Source organism: Pontibacter chinhatensis (assembly GCF_900113285.1).
In the GTDB taxonomy this organism is placed as follows: Bacteria; Bacteroidota; Bacteroidia; order Cytophagales; family Hymenobacteraceae; genus Pontibacter; species Pontibacter chinhatensis.
Genome location: NZ_FOOT01000005.1, coordinates 383355 through 400448, shown reverse-complemented (window position 1 = coordinate 400448; position 17094 = coordinate 383355). Strand labels below are relative to the sequence as shown.

Genomic DNA, 17094 nt, shown 5'->3' with positions numbered 1-17094 from the left:
GTGCTGCTATACTTCCAACACCTGCCGTACCAGCAGCGTCTGTTTATACTTTAGAGAACTTCAGTTTTGAGAATGGTTACAGGTTTTGGGCAGGAAAATTTTTCATGCACAAAGTACAGTCTTATACTTTACTGCCCTGGCTACTCTCAGACCAAGGCAGTCAAGTAAATTAATCGAACCGCAGGTTGGCCACCGGGTTGACGGAGGCGGCCTTCAGAGCCTGGTAACTCACCGTCAGGAAAGCAACCGCTGCCGCCGTGATGCCCGCCGCCAGAAACACCCAAACCGGGATCTCGATGCGGTAGGCGAAGTTCTGCAGCCATACGTGCATGGCATACCAAGCCAGCGGAAAGGCGATGAGCGCCGAGACCACAATCAGAATTAAGAACTCTTTGGAGAGCAGGGCCACAATGGCCGCGTTCTCAGCACCCAGTACCTTGCGGATGCCAATCTCCTTTTTCCTGCGCTCGGCGGCAAAGGCGGCCAGCCCGAACAGGCCCAGGCAAGCCACAAAAATGGCAATCCCGGTAAAGATCCAGAGCAAGGTTTTGAGTTTGTCCTCGGCCAGGTACATCTTCTGGAAGCTTTCGTCCATGAACACGTACTCAATCGGGTAATCGGGCGAGAACTTGTGCCATACTTCCTTTACCTGCGCGATGGTGCCGGCCACGTTCCCGCCGTCAATCTTCACGGCCACCTTCCAGTACGCGCTGGGGAAGATCTGCAGCACGGTTGGCTCCACCTTCTCATAGAGGCTCTTGAAGTGAAAGTCCTTCACCACACCGATGATCTTTCCTTCCTTCAGGGAGTCCGGGTTTGTGTCGCTCCATACCTGCCAGCGCAGCGGCTGGCCCAAAGCGGCCTGCGGGGTACCGAAGCCTAGCTCCCGTACCGCGGTTTCGTTGAGCAGAAAGGCGTGGTTGGCGTCGGTGCCGTACGCTTTGGAAAAGCCCCTGCCAGCCAGCAGTTGCACATCGAGCGTGTTCAGGTAGTCGTAGTCCACCATCAGTTGGGTCACGCTGTGGTGCGTCTGCTCGCCGTTCCGAAGTGTTATGATTCCGTCGCCGGCCGTGGCATCCCCCGGGAAACCATAGCCAATGGAAACATTCTTGACGCCCGGCACCTGCTTGAGTTCCTGTTTAAAGGTCTCGTAGTTCTCGAACATCTTATCCCCCCGCATCTGGAAAAACATGATCTGATCTTTGCTGAACCCGAGATCCTTGTTGTGCAGGTAGGCGACTTGCTTAAACACCACAAAAGCGCTGATGATAAGAAAAATGGACAGGGCGAACTGCACCACGATCAGCCCATGCCGCAACCACTGTATCCTGCCTACCCGGCTATCGATCACCACAGCGCTTTTGAGTACTTTCACAGGCTGGAAGCCGGACAGGACAAGCGCCGGATAAAACCCTGCCAGCAGGCCCACCACCAGGGTTAGCAACAAGAGCAGCAACAGCAACGAGGATTCCGTAAAGATGTTAAAAGCCATCTGCTTACCCGTAAAGGCATTGAGCGAGGGCAGGAGCAGCGAGGTAAGCGCCGCCGCAAAAATAACGCTGATGAGCGTGAGCAAGAGGGTCTCGGCCAGAAACTGCACCACCAGCTGGATGCGGCTGGCGCCTACGGCCTTCCGCACCCCCACCTCCTTGGCCCGCTGCGCCGACTTGGCCGTGGCCAGGTTCACGAAGTTGAAGCAGGCTATCAGAAGTATAAAGATGGCAATGATGCTTAGGGCCTTTACATAGGTAATATTACCCCGGATGGACTGGTCATACTTGAAATCGGCAGAGTATAAGTATACTTCCCACAGCGGCTGCAGGTAGGGCTTGTAGTCAAAAGGCCTGTTTTGTTCCGGGTCTATCTGCTTGCCGACAATATCCCGGAACGTGGCCTCCACCTGCTGCGGGTCGGCGCCCTCGCGCAGCTTCACGTATGTATAAAACTGCTGCCAGCTCCACCTTTTCATGCGATCGGCCGGGAGTTCTGCCGCCTCCAGAGGCAGGATGAAATTGACAGGCAGGTGAAAACGGTTGTTGCTGTAAAATACGCCCTTCACAAGGTAAGGCTGCTTGTTCACCGTTATCTGTTTGCCCACCGGGTCCACCGCCCCGAACATACGAGCTGCCATCTCTTCCGACAGCACGATGGATGAGGGATCGGCCAGGGCCTTTTCTGGGGAGCCATACTTGAAGGGAAGCTGAAAAACCTCGAAGAAAGTAGGATCGGTAAAGGTGCGGCCTTTCTCGTAAAGGCTCTTCTCCCCCACCTCCACCAGGTTGTTGGCATCGAACTGCAGCATGAGGATGCGTACCACCTGCTCTACCTGCGGAAACCGCTGCTCAAGCGTGGTGCCATACATGGGCGGCACCGGCGCCACCACCGAGCCCGCCTCCTTGGCCGACATGTCATTGTAGACACGGTAAATGCGGTCTCCGTCCGGCAGGAACTTATCATACTGCAGCTCGTCGTAGACAAACAAACCGATTAGTAAGCAGGCCGTGAGCCCGAGCGCCAGCCCGGCTATGTTGATCAGGGAAAAGGCCTTGTGCCGGATGAGGTTACGGTAAGCGGTGAGAAGGTAGTTTCTGAGCATAGCTTTTTTGGTTAAGGGAACATGCAGCAGCGCCAGAGAGAATAAGAAAGTCTGAGAGAGCTGCACTATCACGGCTGCACAGGCAATGCCAAAACGAAATATCCTTCTAAATCAGCCAGTTACCAGCATTTTATACTTTGGCCCTGTGCAGAATCGCGCAACAAGTGTGCGAAATCGCACGCATATAGGTTGGCGGCTATTGGTCTTGCTGCTCAAATTGAGGACTTTGCATCAATGGCACAATTATAGTTTATTTAGGCTCTATAATCCTACAGCTATGCAGTTAAAAAAGGCTTCCGTACTGGTTGTTGATGATGATACAGATGTGTTGACCGCTGTACGGTTGCTGCTGCGGCCACACGTGCGGGATATTGTGGCGGAGAAAAACCCCGACCTGCTGCCCGGCTTGCTCCGGCAACAGTCTTTCGACCTGATCCTGCTGGACATGAACTTTAAGAGCGCGCTGAACACGGGCAACGAGGGTTTATACTGGCTCCGGAAAATAAAAGAGCTAAAACCCGAAGTGGCAGTGGTGATGATCACAGCCTATGGCGACATTGACCTAGCCATCCGCTCGCTGAAAGAAGGCGCCGCCGACTTTGTGGTGAAACCCTGGCACAATGAAAAGCTGCTCACGGTACTGGCCGATGCTGTTGGGAAGAAAAGCAAGGGCGATGCTTCCAGCGCGGCAAAAAACACCACCGAAATCTTTGGCACAGAACTGTTGGGTGAGTCAGAGGCAATGCAGGATATTTTCCTGAAAATCAAAAAAGTAGCCCCAACGGATGCCAACATCCTGATTCTGGGGGAAAACGGCACGGGCAAGGAATTGGTGGCCAAGGCGATTCACCAGTACTCCCTCCGCGCCAGCAGGCCTTTTGTGAAAGTGGATGTAGGTGCGCTGACCGAATCGCTTTTTGAGAGCGAGCTGTTCGGACACAAGAAAGGCGCCTTTACCGATGCCCGCGAAGACCGCCCGGGCCGCTTTGAGGCAGCCAGCGGCGGCACGATTTTCCTGGATGAGATCGGCAACATCTCGCTGCACCAGCAGGCCAAGCTGCTCAGCGTACTGCAAAACCGGCAGATCATCCGCCTGGGCACCAACGACCCCATCCCTATCGACGTGCGTCTGCTTTGCGCCACCAACGTGCCGCTCCCTGAGCTGGCCAATGAGTCCCGCTTCCGAAAAGACCTCATCTACCGCATCAACACCGTGGAGATCACCATACCGCCGCTGCGCAAGCGGGGCAAGGACATTCTGCTGCTGGCCAACCATTTTGCCGCCGTATACGCCGACAAGTACATGAAGCCGGTGCCGGAGCTGAGCAAGGCCGCCCAGGAGAAACTGCTGCAGTACCACTTCCCGGGTAACGTGCGGGAGTTGCAGTATGCCATGGAGCGCGCCGTGATCATGGCCGATGGCCCCGTGCTGCAGCCCGACGACATCCTCTTCTCCCCCATCGAGGCAGCCCCCGTGGCGGAAAAGCTAACGGAGGAGAGCAACCTGGAGGAACTGGAGCGGGCCACCATCAACCGGGTGCTGCAGAAGCACGGCGGCAACCTGACCCGAGCCTCCAAAGAGCTGGGTATTACGCGCACCTCCCTGTACCGACGATTAGGCAAGTATGGGCTTTAAGCAACCGGACTGGAGCATCACGTGGCGGGTGGCCCTGCTCCTGCTTACCCTGAGCACGCCGGCGATCGCTATCCTGAACGGCTGGTCGGAGGCGCTCGTGTTTATACTTCCCCTCATCGTGTACCAAGTCGTTGACCTGACCCGCTACGTCCGGAAGGCGCAGGACGAACTGGGCCAGTTCATCGAGTCGGTCCATTACCGCGACTTCTCCAGGTACTACAACGAGCAGTACCCGAACGCCAGGCTGCAACTGCTCCACAAGGGCTTTAACGAGATTAACTCCACCCTGAAAAGTATAAACAAGGAAAAGGAAAGCCAGCACCTGCACCTCCAGAAAATCATGGAGCTGGTAGACACCGGCATCCTGTCGTATGACGTCGAAAGCGGCGAGGTGGTGCTGCTGAATGACTCCCTGAAAAAGCTCCTGCACCTGCCCTACATGAAAACAATCCACCACCTGGAGAAAAGGGACGAGGAGCTGTACCGGGCCGTGCAGGAGCTGCAACCCGGGCGCTCCAGAATCGCCACGGCGTACACGTCGAATTTTGAGAAGAGCACCCTGAAAGTGCTGCTCTCGGCCACGGCTTTCCGCAGCGAGGACCGCACCTATAAACTGGTGGCCTTCCAGAACGTGAGCGAGGCCCTGGACGAGACCGAATCCCGGGCCTGGCAAAAGCTGCTGAACGTGCTCACCCACGAGATCATGAACTCGGTGGCCCCCATTGCCTCGCTGGCCGACACGCTGAAAACCCGCCTGCATGAGACGGCCGCCGCCGGCCCTTCGGCGCACGACATGGAGGATTTTGAGTTGAGCGTGAGCACGATCAAAAACCGGAGCCTGGGCCTGCTGCGCTTTGCCGAAGTATACCGTAACCTGAACCGCATCACCAAGCTCAACGTGGCCGATGTTTCGGTGCAGGAAGTGTTCACGAACCTGGAGCATCTCATGCACCCCACGCTGGCTCAGAAAAACATTTCGCTGGAGTTCATCCTGGAAGACCCCGCCATACGCCTGCAGGCCGATAAAAACCTGCTCGACCAGGTGCTCATCAACCTGCTGGTAAACGCCATCGAGGCGGTGAAAAACGTGCCGGAACCCACCATCGTTCTGTCCGCTTATGCTTCCGGGGAGAGTACATTCGTCAAAATGGAGGACAACGGCATCGGGATGGCGCGCGAGGTGCAGGAGAAAATCTTCATCCCTTTCTTCAGTACCCGCAAAAACGGCACCGGCATCGGCCTGAGTTTGTGCAAGCAGATCCTCATGCTGCATCAAGGCTCCATCCAAGTGCAGTCGGCGGAGGGTGTGGGCACTGCTTTTCTGCTGCGCTTTCCGGGTAACCGGTAAGCGATTTATACTTTCCTGCACCCACTCTTATAGCTGCATCGTCCTGCTTTATTAACTACCTTTGCACCAGCAAAGCACAGAAGCCTATGAAGCTGATCGGAAACATCCACGACATTAAGTATAGCCGCGAGAACAAGAACCAGGACATTGCCCTGCACATCAGCAAGGTAGAGTATGTGACCCATAAAAAGGACGGCCGCTTTATTCAGCCCTTCGACTTGGAAGTGGAACTAGCCGAGCCAATCGTGATCACGGGTGACCGGCTGGCCCGCATTCAGAACCCGTTGCTGGAGGAAGGCGAGTATGAGTTTGAGGTGTATGATATCGTAGACGATGCCTATGTGCTGAACCCCGAAAAGCAGCTCTCGCTAAGTATAGAATACGATTTTGACCTGGACATAACGATCCTCTCCTCACTCTACTACACGGTGACGGTTTCGAACGAGGAGTTTAAGGAACTGAAGGCAGAGTACATCAAGCAGAAAAAGCAGCAGCAAAAAGGGCGCGGCAGGAAAGGCCGGTAGTTTATACTTGGTTTTACTAAATCGGCCTCTTCGTCCGCTAAAGTTTATACTTACCAGCAGGCGCAGAGGCCGATTTTATACTTTCAACAACAGACCAAGGGTAGCTTATCAGAGGTAAGCTACCCTTGCTATTTACAGGCAATAAGAAATTAGCGCCGGTCGCTCAGCAGTGTCCTGGACTTTACGAGCTTGATAAACTCGGCGCGGTAGCCTTCCGCGTCGTTGCCAAGGGCGCTTTGCGCCAGCTCCAGCACCTGGGCGTAAGTGGCGTTTCCCTTGAATTCGGAATCGCGGAGCAGCATGCCGAAGGAAGCTACCGCCGCCGCAAACCGGAAATTATCGGAGGTCTGCCCTGGCTGCACCGTGGCCTTGCCGGAAACCGTGGTGGTGATGAGCTTGCTTCGGCTGCCTTCCGGATCTTTGTAGCGCAGCTTCAGTGTCAGGAGTTCGTCTGTATCGGTGGCTTGCTTGTTCAGCTGCGATTGCTGGTACCTGAGCTCATCCACCGAGGCTGTTTTGGTCCCCCTGGCACTGACCGGCACAATCTCGTAGAGGGCCGTGACGGTATGGCCGGCTCCCAGCTCTCCCGCATCTTTTTTGTCATCGTTAAAATCCTCGCTCTGCAGGGTGCGGTTTTCATAGCCAATCAGGCGGTAAGCTTTTACCTTGGCCGGATTGAACTCAAGCTGCAACTTTACATCTTTGGCGATGGTGAACAGGGTGCCGCCAAACTCGTTGATAAACACTTTTTTCGCTTCCAGGATATTGTCGATGTAGGCGTAGTTGCCGTTGCCTTTATTGGCCAGTTGCTCCATGCGGGAGTCTTTTAGATTGCCGGTTCCGAACCCCAGCACGGTCAGAAAAATGCCGGATTCGCGCTTCTCCTCAATCAGCCGGTTCAGCGCCCCATCGCTGCTCACGCCCACGTTAAAGTCACCGTCTGTGGCCAGTATAATCCGGTTATTGCCTCCTTTCATAAACTGCTCCTGCGCTACCTGGTAGGCCAGGTTTATACCTGCGCCACCGGCCGTAGAGCCCCCGGCTTCCAGTTTATCCAGGGCCTGCCATATTTTCTCTTTCTGGTTTCCGGGTGTGGAGGGCAGCACCAGCCCGGCGGCACCGGCGTATACCACGATGGCTACCCTATCCTGCGGGCGCAGCTGGTCCACCAGCAGGTTTAGACCGGATTTGAGCAGCGGCAGTTTGTCTGGCGAGGCCATGGAACCGGACACATCCAGCAGAAACACCAGGTTGGAAGGCGGCAGGTTATCAGTTGCAATTTTCTTCCCCTGCAAGCCGATGTGCAGCAGCTGATTCTCTTTGTTCCAGGGGCATTGGGAAAGTTCGGTGTACACGGCAAAGGGCGCCTCGCCGGTTGGCTGCGGATAATCGTAGGAGAAGTAATTGACCATTTCCTCGATGCGCACGGCATCTACCGGTGGCTTTTGCCCCTGTTGCAGGAAGCGGCGCACGTTGCTGTAAGAGGCTCGGTCCACATCGATGGAGAAGGTGGAAAGCGGGGCTTTTCTGGCCTCCTGAAACCTGCTTTCCTGTATCTGACTGTAATTCTCCGTGTTGTGCAGCACCTCCCGGTCGTAGGCAACATAGGCGTTTCTTTGCTCCTGCACGGCCACCCCGGCCGCGACACCTCTCAACCTTATACCTTTAGCATTGACAGATTCTGTCACCACTACCTCCTGTAAAGTATGGGTTTCGACCTGAAGCTGCACATCCACCGCCTGCCTTTTTCCGACCTTCACTTCCTGGGTCTGGTAGCCGATGAACCGGAAAACAAGTATAGCCTTTTCTCCGCTTACTTGCAGGCTATACTTGCCAAATTGGTCTGTGGCGACACCCGATTTTGTTCCTTTTTCTGTGACAGATACCCCTGGCAGCGGGGCTCCGTTGGCGGCATCGGTGACGGTGCCCGTTACGGTAACGGACTGTGCATGCGCGTGCAGCCCCAGCATCAGCAGGGCCAGCAGCAAGGTGTAGAGTTGTTTTTTCATGGCTTTGTGCGTTTGTTTCCTATAGGATGCAGCCGCCAAAGCTTTTCCATAAGCCGGTCTGAAAAAAATTTAGTTTATTTAGGAAACGATCCTCCTGATGCTGCCCTTCTTCCTCAAGCTGTTCACCAACGCCAAGCCCCCTCCCCCGGATGCGGAGCTGCTGCGCCTGTACCGGCAGAGCGGGGACCTGGAGCATTTGGGCGAGCTTTTCCAACGCCACTCGGAGATGGTATACCTGGTTTGCCTGAAGTACCTGAAGGAGGAGGAAGAAAGCAAGGATGCCACCATGCAGCTTTTTGAACACCTGGCAACTGCTTTGCTGCAGCACGAGGTAAGTAATTTTAAAAGCTGGCTCTACACCACCACCAAACACCACTGCCTGATGAAGCTGCGGGCACAAAAGGGGGTAACAGGCCCGTACAAGGAAGATACAGCGCTCCCGCTTATGGAAAACCACGAGCCGCAGCATCTTACAGAGGCAGAGCAGACCGAGGAGACCGAGCAGCTTTTGCGAAAGGCCCTGCAGCAACTGCCGGCGGAACAGGGAACTTGCATCGACCTGTTTTACCTGCAGCAGAAAAGCTATGCCGAAATTGCTGACTTGACCGGCTTTGAACTGAGCAAAGTAAAAAGCTACATCCAGAACGGAAAACGCAATCTTAAAATTTACATGGAAAAGCACCATGCCACGCGCTAAGCACCACATACTTTGGCCAGACGGCGATCACCCTTCGCTGGAGCTGCTTCGGCAGTATCAGCACGGGGACCTGCCCCCTGCCCTGCACCATCAGCTGGAGCGGCACCTGCTGGACTGTGCCCAGTGTGCAGACGTGCTCGAAGGCATGGCCGCTTCTGATGTGAAGCAGACCAGTGACGCCGTAGCCGATATCAACCAACGCATTCGAGCCCGGGTAAAACAGGGGAAAAAGCGAGTATTGCCTGGGTACTGGCAACGTGCTGCGGCTATACTTATACTTGCTACCTCGGCTATACTGGTGCTATACTATAACTATACTTTGCAGCAGCCGGGGCTGGAGCTGGCACAGGAAGAAACTGTCTTGAAGCCTGCCGCCGCGCCACAAAGTATACCTCCCCTGCCCTCTGCAGCGGCCACAGTACCGGATAGCGCTGAAGTTGCGCAGATACCGGCGGCAAGTATAGCCGCGGTGGTGCCCGGAAGAAAGTATACTTCCCCGGTTGTAAAACAGGATGCGGAAGAAGTGTATGACCAGGAGGTGCTGGAGGAAAGATTTTTGACGGATGCAGAAGCTGAGGTTGTTGCCTCTGAAGCAAAGTCAGTTGAACCGGGGTACTTGGCAGGCGTAGAAAATGTGACAGAAAACCGACCTTTTATATATGACACCGCTGCTGCCGTTTTGCAGCAAGAACAAAAGCCTGCTATGGCGCTTGCGCCGGAGTCCACGGATGTTTCCAAGGCACTGGCTGGCAAAGCGGTAGGAATAACCCTCAGGGGGCGCAGCACTGTGAAACCGGAGAATACGGCCGGAAAAAAGCTGATTACGGGGCAGGTGCTGTCGCCGGAGGGCAAGCCGCTCCCGGGAGTGGCAGTAACGTTGAAGAACCAGACAGCCGCCGTGACCACCGATGAGGCGGGCAAGTATAGTCTGCCCGTGCCGGCAGGCGAACATACTTTGCGCTTCAGTTACCTCGGCTATGAAACAGCAGAAAGAGCGCTGGCTGGGAAAGACACCTCCGCGAACGTCACGCTTGCGCCGGACCAACGTGCCCTGAGCGAGGTGGTAGTGACAGGGAACGGCACCGCTGCCGCCCCGAAAACTGAACCAGCAAGGCCCGCAGCGGGGATGAACAAGTATAAAAAGTACCTCCGCGAGAACAGCAGACCTGTACCGGAGCAGGGAAAGGTTAAAATAGCGTTTACGGTGGCAACCAACGGCAAACCGCAGCACCTGCGCGTGGTAGAGAGCCTTTGTGCTGCCTGCGATGCGGAGGCGCTGCGCCTGGTGCAGGAAGGCCCCGCCTGGAAACCTGCCACACGAAATGGCCAGGCAGTACCGCAGGAGGTAAAAATTACAATACAGTTCAAAAAATAGCCCTTACACCTGCAAGAGGCATAAGGGCTATTTTATAGGTGTGGGTACCCACTAAGAGGCAAACACTTCGTCAGGATTCTTGAAGGCTTTAAACTCCAGCGGGTTGCCGCTCAAATCGAGCACGAACATAGTGCGTTGCTCTCCTACCTGCCCTTCGTAGCGCGTGTGCGCCTTTACCACAAATTTAATATCGTGCTGCTGCAGTTTTGCCTGCACCTGCTCAAACTGCTCGTAGGTGAGGATACAGCCAAAGTGCGGTACCGGCACGCTCACGCCGTCCACCTTCCCGCAATAGTCCAGCTCCGGAATATTGTCCGATACGTGGCCCGACAGCTGGTGCCCGAAGAAGTCAAAGTCTATCCAATGCTCGGAGCTGCGGCCCTCCCGGCAACCCAAAATGTCTACATAAAATTTACGGGTGGATTCGATGTCCTTTATTTTAAAGGCGTAGTGAAAAGGGTTCATAAGTTAGTATCCTCTAGTTCGTGAAACAAGGTTCAGGGGCTCCTCCCCGCGTTGGTTGCGGTCATAGTTTTCCAGGATTTGGTCTACCGCAGACTCGGGGTTGGTAACACTGGCAATATGGGGTGTCACGTTAATTTTGGGATGGGACCAAAAGGGGTGGCTCTCCGGTAGCGGCTCCTCCCGGAACACGTCCAGGCTGGCACCGGAAAGGTGCCCGGTTTCCAGCAACTCCAGCAAATTTTCCTCCACCAAATGCTCGCCCCGCGCCACGTTAATCAGGAAAGCGCCCTTTGGCAGTTTCAGCAGGTTTTCTTTGTTGAGGATATTGGCTGTATCTGGCGTGAGCGGCAAAAGGCAGATGAGCACATCAGCAGCGTTCAAGAACGCGTCCAGCTCGCCGGCCCCCGCGTACATGCCGATACCCTCAATTTGCTTAGCAGAGTTAGCCCAGCCCGTCACCCGGAGGCCGATGCTGCTCAGTCGTTGCGCGACAGCACTGCCCAATGTACCAATTCCCATCACGCCCACGGTGACATCCGCATTCCGCTTGTATCGGAGGGGCTTCCAGGTTTGCGTCTCTTCCGCAGCTTTGTAGGTGTGCAGGTCGCGCAGGTGATTAAGCACCAGGGCCATGGTAAAGTTGGCCATGTCGGTGGTCAGGTCTTCATCTTTGATGCGCGCAATTTGTACCTGCTCCGGGATATCAGGGTCCTTGAGGATGTGGTCCACGCCGGCTCCGAGCGAGGAGATGCAGGTAAGGTTAGGGTACTGCCGGAACGCCCCCAGCGGATGGCCCCAGGCCAGTGCAAAGGTGATTTCCTCACGTGGTTGGTCTTCCGGGTAGACGCGCAGGTCCAGGTCCGGTCTTTTCTCTTTAAGTGCTTTCACCCAGGGCTCGACATTTCTTCCCTGGCTTAAGATTGTAATAGGCATAGATCAGTTAAGGTATCAACGGCTGTAAACATACAATGGTAGCCACTGTCTCTAAGTTACGACTTATACTATAAAAAACCGGCATGCACGCCCTAAAACAGGAAGAAGCTAGCATAAGGAGAAAAAAAGAGCCTGCCCTGAGCGATACCCAGGGCAGGCTTTTCTCTTTGCATTTTCGAACACACTATGTACGTTACTTCGCAAAGCTTCTACAAGCTTTCATCAGGCTTGTCACCTGTCTGTCGAAAATAAAAGATGTATACTTCTTATACGGAGCTACTTAGGCAAGGTTAAGATGTTGTATCCACCTGCTTTTCCTGCCTGCCCAGGTAGATGGCGTAACCAATCAGGCCGAAGGCGGCGGCAAACAGCAGGTACTGCTGCTCCTTCACCGACAGTCCTTTATAGAAGTCCAGTCCCTTGGTTGGATCCTTGATGATATCCGCTAACTGCGAAGGGTTCTGCATCAGGTTACGGAGGGAGGTGTTTTCAAGTGTATTATCCATGATGTCGTCTCGTTTTAATTCTGTTAGTTGCATACGGCGTAAAAAGAAGAATAGATATACCGTAGTTAACCTAAGTTCGCTCCTCCCCCTGAATTTATACTTTATACTCTGCCAATTTCGCTGAGGACTGTCAATCGCAGCCCCACCGACTGCCACATCAGGCGCGAAAAAAGTATAAAAGTTAACTAATTCCGCCTCATACTTGTTACCTTCAGAGCTCCGGTGCACTCCGGGCAATCACCTCATTTAATCAGATACTATATGAAGAGCCTTCGCTCCGAAAACTATAAAAAAGATTTTGTCAGCACTTTTCCCGGCGACGACAGCGGCGACCTGAACCCGCGCCAGACACCGGGTAAGCTCTACAGCAAAGCCGTTCCTACTCCCGTGGAGAAAGTGACGCTGTTGGCCTGGTCCGGCGAGCTAGCTGCAGAACTGGGGATTACAAAACCTGAAGAGCAGCAGGAGCTGGATATACTTGGTGGTAACCACGTGACTGAGGCCATGTACCCTTACGCCGCCTGTTATGCCGGTCATCAGTTTGGCAGCTGGGCCGGGCAGCTGGGCGATGGCCGCGCCATCACCTTAGGCGAATGGCAGACGCCGGACGCCAAAACAGTGGAACTGCAGCTGAAGGGTGCCGGGCCAACCGCCTACTCCCGTCGCGCCGATGGCCGCGCCGTGCTGCGATCCTCGGTCCGCGAGTACCTGATGAGCGAGGCCATGCATTACCTGGGCATCCCCACTACCCGTGCCCTGAGCCTGGTAGCCACTGGCGAACCCGTGCTGCGCGACATGTTTTACAACGGCAACGCCGCCTACGAACCCGGTGCCATTATGATGCGCGTGGCCCCGAGCTTCCTGCGTTTCGGCAACTTCGAGCTGCTCAACGCCCGTAAAGAGCACGAGCACCTGCGCCAGCTCGTGGACTGGACCATCGCCAGGTACTACCCTCACATCCAGGGCGAGGACAAGGTTATTACCTGGTTTAAGGAAGTAGTGGAGCGCACCGCCAGCCTGATGGTTGAGTGGCAGCGCGTGGGCTTTGTGCATGGTGTGATGAACACCGACAACATGTCCATACTTGGTCTCACCATCGACTATGGCCCCTACTCTTTCCTAGATGATTACGACCCCGACTTTACACCGAACACCACTGACCTGCCCGGCCGCCGCTACGCCTTTGGCAAGCAGCCAAGCATCGCCTACTGGAACCTGGGCTGCCTGGCAGCGGCCTTGCTGCCGCTAGTGGAGAAGGAGCAGTTGCTACCTGCGTTGGAGAGTTACAAAGAAGTCTACTGGCGCAAGTACTACAGCATGATGGGTAACAAGCTGGGCCTGGACAAACTGAAGAGCGGTGACACGGATCTGATCAGTCAGTTTGAGAACACGCTGGCCTCCATTAAGCCCGACATGACAATTTTCTTCCAGCTCCTTATCGACCTGCCGCTGTACATGGGCAGTGCAGCAGAAGTGGCCGCATATTTTAAAGAGAGCCTGTACGAGGACCTGACAGAGGAACAGAACGCCCAGCTTTATACTTTAATCACCGCTTACCTGGAGCGCCTGAACAAAAACACCATCAAACGGCAAGCCTCGCAGGATTTAATGCGCAAAACCAACCCACGCTTTATACTTCGTAACTACCTGCTGCACCAGGCCATAGAAGGGCTAGAGAAAGGTGAGACAGCATCATTTGAAAAGCTTCAGCAAGCCCTGAAAGATCCATACTCCAATAAGTATGATGAGTTCTTTGAAACCCGGCCGGGTTGGGCAACGCAGAAGGCAGGCTGCTCGATGCTGTCGTGTAGTTCGTAATGTAACTACTAGTAAAGTATAAAAGCCGCTGCAGATTGGGTTCTGCAGCGGCTTTTATACTTTGAATCTGATACTATTTATACTTTCGAAGTACCTCCTATACCAATAAATTCAGAAAATCCTGCTTGCCGTTCAGGTATTCATAGGCAAAGCCTTCTTCTTTCATCCGAAGCTTGATATTTTCCACATCGTGTGGTTGTTTTACCTCGATGCCTACAAACACAGGGCCTTTCTCCTTGTTGTTTTTCTTGATGTACTGGAAGTGGATGATGTCATCGCCGGGATGAAGCACCTTGTTTACGAACGTGCGCAGGGCGCCGGGTTTCTGGTTAAAAGTCACCATAAAGTAGTGCTTAAGCCCCTGGTGCTGCATGGCCCGCTCCTTGATATCCTCCATGCGGGTGATGTCGTTGTTGCTGCCACTGATCACACAGACCACGTTCTTGCCGGCAATTCTGTCGGCGTATACTTGCAGCGCTGACACGGTGAGGGTTCCGGCCGGTTCCAGCACAATCCCTTCTTCATTATACATCTTCAGCAGGTCTACGCAGACCTGCCCCTCCGGCACCAATACGATGTCGTCGAGCAGCTCGCGGCACAGTTCAAAGGTCAGCTCGCCAGGGCATTTCACAGCGGCGCCATCCACAAAGCTTTCTATACTTTCCAGCGCCTGCCGTTTGTCCTCCCGGATAGATTTATACATGGAGGGTGCCCCCATCGGCTGCACACCCACAATCTTCGTTTTCGGGCTCAGCTGCTTAAATACGCTGGCAACACCCGACGCCAAACCGCCTCCGCCAATTGGCACAAAGCAGTAGTCGATGGAGAAGTGCGCGTCCTGCAGCACCTCCAAGCCCACCGTGGCCTGGCCTTCTACAACGGCCATGTCGTCGAAAGGGTGAACAAAGGTCGCGCTGCGGCTGTCGCAGAGCTCTTTGGCGGCGGCATAGGCCTCGTCGTAGGTACTGCCCGTGAGCACCACCTCTACCATCTCTTTCCCAAACAGGCGTACCTTGCTTACCTTTTGGGCAGGTGTATTAGCAGGCATAAAGATGTAGCCTTTAATACCGAGCAACTGACAGGCGTAGGCCACTCCCTGGGCATGGTTGCCGGCGCTGGCACACACAATCTCGCGCGCGGCCTGCTCGGCCGGAAGCGTCGAAATTTTGTTGTACGCCCCCCTGATTTTGTAGGAACGCACAATCTGCAGGTCCTCGCGTTTCAGGTAAATATCGGCACCATAGGTCTGGGAAAGCCAGTGGTTCTGCAACAGGGGCGTCTTGTAAATCACCCCCCGCAGGTTCATTGCCGCCCGCTGCACCCTTTCCAGGGCCACGACGGTACTCTCTAAAGCTACATCTTTATCCATACTAGTAATTACTTGGAGCGGAGCTTACGCACCGTGGCTCCTGTTTGCCATAATTCTGATTCGCGCAGTTCCGCTAGCTCTGCCTCCAGCTCCTGACGGTACCCTGGTGTAGAACCGCGCTGGATAGTACGCTCGGCCTCTTTTCCGGAAGCCACGCTATCATATAAATCGTTCAACACAGGCAGGGTAGCCTCACGGAACTTGCCTTTCCAGTCCAGGGCGCCGCGCTGGGCCGTAACAGAGCAGTTAGAGAACATCCAGTCCATGCCATTCTCGCCTACCAGCGGTACCAGGCTTTGGGTTAGTTCTTCTACTGTTTCGTTGAACGCCTCAGACGGTGAGTGGCCTCGCTGGCGAAGCACCTGGTACTGAGCCTCGATGATACCTGCCAGGGCACCCATCAACACGCCGCGCTCACCGGTCAAGTCGCTGTATACTTCTTTCTGGAAATCTGTTTCGAACAGGTAACCGGAACCTACCCCGATACCCATGGCTATCGCTTTCTCATAGGCTTTGCCCGTCGCATCCTGGTACACAGCGAAAGAGGAGTTCAGGCCGCCGCCGGCTAGGTACAGTCTGCGTAGGCTGGTGCCGCTGCCTTTTGGCGCTACCAGAATCACATCCACATCGGCAGGAGGCACAATGCTGGTATGCTCTTTAAAGGTGATGCCAAAGCCGTGGGAGAAGTATAAGGCCTTGCCTGGCTTGAGTCTTTCTTTCAGAGTTGGCCACACGGCAATCTGACCGGCGTCGGACAGCAGGTTAGCGATGATGGTGCCGCGTTCTGCCGCTTCCTCAATCGAGAAGAGGGTTTCGCCTTCCACCCAGCCGTCGCTTTTCGCTTTCTCCCAGGAGGCGGAGTCTTTGCGCTGGCCCACGATAACGTTAAAGCCGTTGTCACGCAGGTTCAGTGCCTGGCCCGGGCCCTGCACGCCATATCCAATCACAGCGATTATTTCGTCTTTCAGTGTTTCTCTTGCCTGGGCAAGTGGAAATTCGTCGCGGGTGATTACGGTTTCGTCTACTCCTCCAAAATTGATAGTTGCCATTTTAGTTTAATTTGTTTTAAGGTTGATTTATACTTTGATGAAAGACTGTTTGACAAAGGACGAAAGACTTCCTGTTCTACATTTGGTCCGGTCCTTTGTCTACTAGTCCTTTGTCTTTTGTCTAAAAATTCTTTTGTCTATACTTTACATCGTGAAGACTTTCTCGCGGCTGTTGAGGTACTCGTTCTCCACCACCTCGTCGTGGGGCTCGCTTTGCTCAAACTCCTGCAGTTTCCGGTGGAAGCCGTCGCTGTCTTTAATGATGGCGATGCGGGCGCTGCGCACGAACTCGATTAGTCCGTACGGCTGCAGCACCTTGATAAGGTTATCAGTTTCCTCGCGCTGGCCGGTGGTTTCGAACACGGTGTAGTCTTTCCGGATTACCACGGCCCGGGCACCATTCTCCCGGAGCAGTCGCTCTACAATAGCGCGCTCAGCAATCACGTCCGTCGGTACCTTATAGAGCGCCATCTCCTGCCATACCACATCCTGGTTGGTGTTGAAGTATACTTTCAGCACGCCCACCTGCTTTTCAATCTGGCCGGCTATCTTGCGCACCACCTCCGCCGTTTCAGTAATCACGATGTTGAAGCGGTGAATGCCTTCTATTTCGGAAGGCGAGGTATTAAGGCTTTCCACGTTGATTTTTCTTCGGGAGAAGATGATGGCAACGCGGGTCAGGAGCCCGATGTGGTTCTCGGTATACACCGTGATGTTGAACTCCTGCTTGTCGGTATGGTTCTCGTTACGCATACTTATACTTGTTTAG

14 protein-coding genes are annotated in these 17094 nt (G+C 54.5%); 6 read left to right on the top strand and 8 right to left on the bottom strand.

Features of this window, described 5'->3' with window-relative positions; all coding sequences use genetic code 11:
* Positions 1 to 169: 169 nt before the first annotated feature.
* Positions 170 to 2596, bottom strand: a complete 2427-nt coding sequence (locus BM040_RS16000) for an ABC transporter permease (protein WP_092103612.1) — start codon at positions 2594 to 2596, stop codon at positions 170 to 172.
* Positions 2597 to 2873: 277 nt separating this feature from the next.
* On the opposite strand from BM040_RS16000, the gene BM040_RS15995 reads away from it, so the two are divergent.
* From BM040_RS15995 to BM040_RS15985, 3 genes are all read left to right on the top strand, one after another.
* Positions 2874 to 4232: a sigma-54-dependent transcriptional regulator gene (locus BM040_RS15995; protein WP_092103610.1), complete on the top strand. Its 1359-nt coding sequence runs from the start codon at positions 2874 to 2876 to the stop codon at positions 4230 to 4232.
* Complete coding sequence (locus BM040_RS15990) at positions 4222 to 5580, top strand: sensor histidine kinase (RefSeq protein ID WP_092103608.1); 1359 nt, start codon at positions 4222 to 4224, stop codon at positions 5578 to 5580. Before BM040_RS15995 ends, BM040_RS15990 begins: the two co-directional genes overlap by 11 nt.
* 86 nt (positions 5581 to 5666) lie before the next feature.
* Complete coding sequence (locus BM040_RS15985) at positions 5667 to 6104, top strand: hypothetical protein (RefSeq protein ID WP_092103606.1); 438 nt, start codon at positions 5667 to 5669, stop codon at positions 6102 to 6104.
* Positions 6105 to 6253: 149 nt separating this feature from the next.
* Here the strand turns inward: BM040_RS15985 and BM040_RS15980 are convergent, their stop codons facing one another.
* A complete protein-coding gene (locus tag BM040_RS15980; protein WP_092103604.1) occupies positions 6254 to 8113 on the bottom strand; it encodes a vWA domain-containing protein in 1860 nt (619 codons plus the stop codon).
* Between the two features lie 97 nt (positions 8114 to 8210).
* On the opposite strand from BM040_RS15980, the gene BM040_RS15975 reads away from it, so the two are divergent.
* Together BM040_RS15975 and BM040_RS15970 are read left to right on the top strand one after the other, a co-directional pair.
* On the top strand, positions 8211 to 8810 hold the full coding sequence (locus BM040_RS15975) for an RNA polymerase sigma factor (protein WP_092103602.1): 600 nt from the start codon (positions 8211 to 8213) through the stop codon (positions 8808 to 8810).
* Entirely contained in the window at positions 8797 to 10185 is a 1389-nt protein-coding gene (locus BM040_RS15970) for a TonB family protein (protein ID WP_092103600.1), read from the top strand. Before BM040_RS15975 ends, BM040_RS15970 begins: the two co-directional genes overlap by 14 nt.
* A gap of 51 nt (positions 10186 to 10236) precedes the next feature.
* Here the strand turns inward: BM040_RS15970 and BM040_RS15965 are convergent, their stop codons facing one another.
* The 3 genes from BM040_RS15965 to BM040_RS15950 all read right to left on the bottom strand — a co-directional run bounded on the left by BM040_RS15965 (position 10237) and on the right by BM040_RS15950 (position 12089).
* Positions 10237 to 10650, bottom strand: a complete 414-nt coding sequence (locus BM040_RS15965; protein ID WP_092103598.1) for a VOC family protein — start codon at positions 10648 to 10650, stop codon at positions 10237 to 10239.
* A 3-nt stretch (positions 10651 to 10653) separates the two neighbouring features.
* A complete protein-coding gene (locus BM040_RS15960) occupies positions 10654 to 11583 on the bottom strand; it encodes a 2-hydroxyacid dehydrogenase (RefSeq protein ID WP_092103596.1) in 930 nt (309 codons plus the stop codon).
* Between the two features lie 290 nt (positions 11584 to 11873).
* Entirely contained in the window at positions 11874 to 12089 is a 216-nt protein-coding gene (locus BM040_RS15950; RefSeq protein ID WP_245756254.1) for a hypothetical protein, read from the bottom strand.
* 261 nt (positions 12090 to 12350) lie between these two features.
* Here BM040_RS15950 and BM040_RS15945 point away from each other — a divergent pair, with 261 nt between their 5' ends.
* The gene (locus tag BM040_RS15945; RefSeq protein ID WP_092103593.1) at positions 12351 to 13907 is read left to right on the top strand and encodes a protein adenylyltransferase SelO; all 1557 of its coding nucleotides are present in this window, start codon (positions 12351 to 12353) and stop codon (positions 13905 to 13907) included.
* A gap of 97 nt (positions 13908 to 14004) precedes the next feature.
* Here BM040_RS15945 and ilvA read toward each other — a convergent pair whose 3' ends face one another.
* The 3 genes from ilvA to ilvN form a co-directional block, all read right to left on the bottom strand.
* A complete protein-coding gene (gene ilvA / locus BM040_RS15940; protein WP_092103592.1) occupies positions 14005 to 15276 on the bottom strand; it encodes a threonine ammonia-lyase IlvA in 1272 nt (423 codons plus the stop codon).
* An 8-nt stretch (positions 15277 to 15284) separates the two neighbouring features.
* Positions 15285 to 16325 carry a ketol-acid reductoisomerase gene (gene ilvC / locus BM040_RS15935; protein ID WP_092103591.1) on the bottom strand — a complete coding sequence of 347 codons (1041 nt, stop codon included), beginning with the start codon at positions 16323 to 16325 and terminating at the stop codon, positions 15285 to 15287.
* Between the two features lie 144 nt (positions 16326 to 16469).
* Positions 16470 to 17078 carry an acetolactate synthase small subunit gene (ilvN, locus tag BM040_RS15930; protein ID WP_092103589.1) on the bottom strand — a complete coding sequence of 203 codons (609 nt, stop codon included), beginning with the start codon at positions 17076 to 17078 and terminating at the stop codon, positions 16470 to 16472.
* Between the last annotated feature and the right edge of the window lie 16 nt (positions 17079 to 17094).